1 protein-coding gene is annotated in these 1,457 nt (G+C 64.6%); it reads left to right on the forward strand.

What is annotated here, in order from left to right:
* The coding region (locus AB4Z20_RS27940) for an RHS domain-containing protein (protein WP_442091219.1) at positions 1-1,457 on the forward strand (1,457 nt) is incomplete at both ends.

Genomic DNA, 1,457 nt, shown 5'->3' on the forward strand with positions numbered 1-1,457 from the left:
AAGTACCGCTACGACTCGGCGCGGCTGTTGCTGACCGAAATCGAAAACGAATCCGGCGAAAAATATCAGCTGGACTACACGCCCAACGGTTTGATCCGACAGCAAGTCGGCTTCGACGGCCAACGCACCGCCTACGCCTACGACCTCAAGGGCCACCTGCTGGAAAAAACCGAGCACGGCGAGGACGGTTCGCAACGGCTCACCCAGTGCCAGCGTGACGCGGCCGGGCGGCTGCGGGTCAAGACCTTGCCCGACGGCCAGGTCATCGAGTACCGCTACGACGAACTGGGCCGGCTGGTCCACGTCAACGACGGCAGCGATCATCCCCTGGCCTTTGAGTACGACGCCCAGGATCGGCTGGTCTGCGAGCACCAGGGCTGGGGCACCCTGCGTTATCGCTACGACGCCTGCGGGCGCCTCAACCACCTGCGCCTGCCGGACGACAGCCAGMTCGACTACCACCATGCCCCRGGTGGYGCACTGACCGCCATCGACCTCAACGGCACGCGCCTGACCGAACACCGCTTTGTCGGCGGACGCGAACGGCAACGCCAGCAGGGCCGGCTGCTCAGTGACTACGACTACGACGAACAGGGCCGCCTCAAGGCCCAGACCGTGTGGCAGARCCAACAGCARCAACTGTTCTGGCGCGATTATGCCTACAGCGCCAAGGGCAACCTGCAAACCCTTTCCGACAACCGAAGCCGCCGCAGCTACCAGTACGACCCGCTGGATCGCCTGACCCGCATCGACTTTTCCCACAGCGAACCGCCGGAACACTTCTGCCACGATCCGGCCGGCAACCTGATGATGCAGGACCGCCCCGGCCCGACCACCCTCAAGGGCAACCGCCTGCTGAAGGAGGGCGACCGCCACTACGACTACGACGCCTTCGGCAACCTGATCCGCGAACGCCGCGGCCAAACCTTGGTTAGCGCCTACCGCTACGACAGCCAGCACCGCCTGATCGGCGTCACCACGGCCAACGGCCGCGAAACGTCCTACCGCTACGACGCCTTTGGCCGACGCATCAGCAAGACCGTGGACGGCCTGACCACGGAGTTTTTCTGGCAAGGCGACCAGGTCGTCGCCGAAAACAGCCCGCGCCACCACCGCAGCTACGTCTACGAACCGGGCACCTTCCGCCCGCTGGCGATGCTCGATGGCGAAGGCCCGGAAAAAGCCACGCCGTTCTACTACCACCTCGATCACCTGGGCACGCCCCAGGAACTGACCAGCTACAGCGGCCAGATCGTCTGGTCGGCGCGCTACAACGGCTACGGCAAACTCACTGAACTCACGCACGGTGGCGGCGAACAGCTTGAGCAACCGCTGCGCTTCCAGGGCCAATACTTCGACCCCGAAAGCGGCCTGCACTACAACCGGCACCGCTACTACAATCCCGAGACTGGCCGTTACCTGACGCCCGACCCGAGCAAGTTGGTGGGTGGGCTCAA

The sequence above is a fragment of the Pseudomonas sp. KB_12 genome (genome assembly GCF_052114545.1).
GTDB lineage: Bacteria > Pseudomonadota > Gammaproteobacteria > Pseudomonadales > Pseudomonadaceae > Aquipseudomonas > Aquipseudomonas brassicacearum.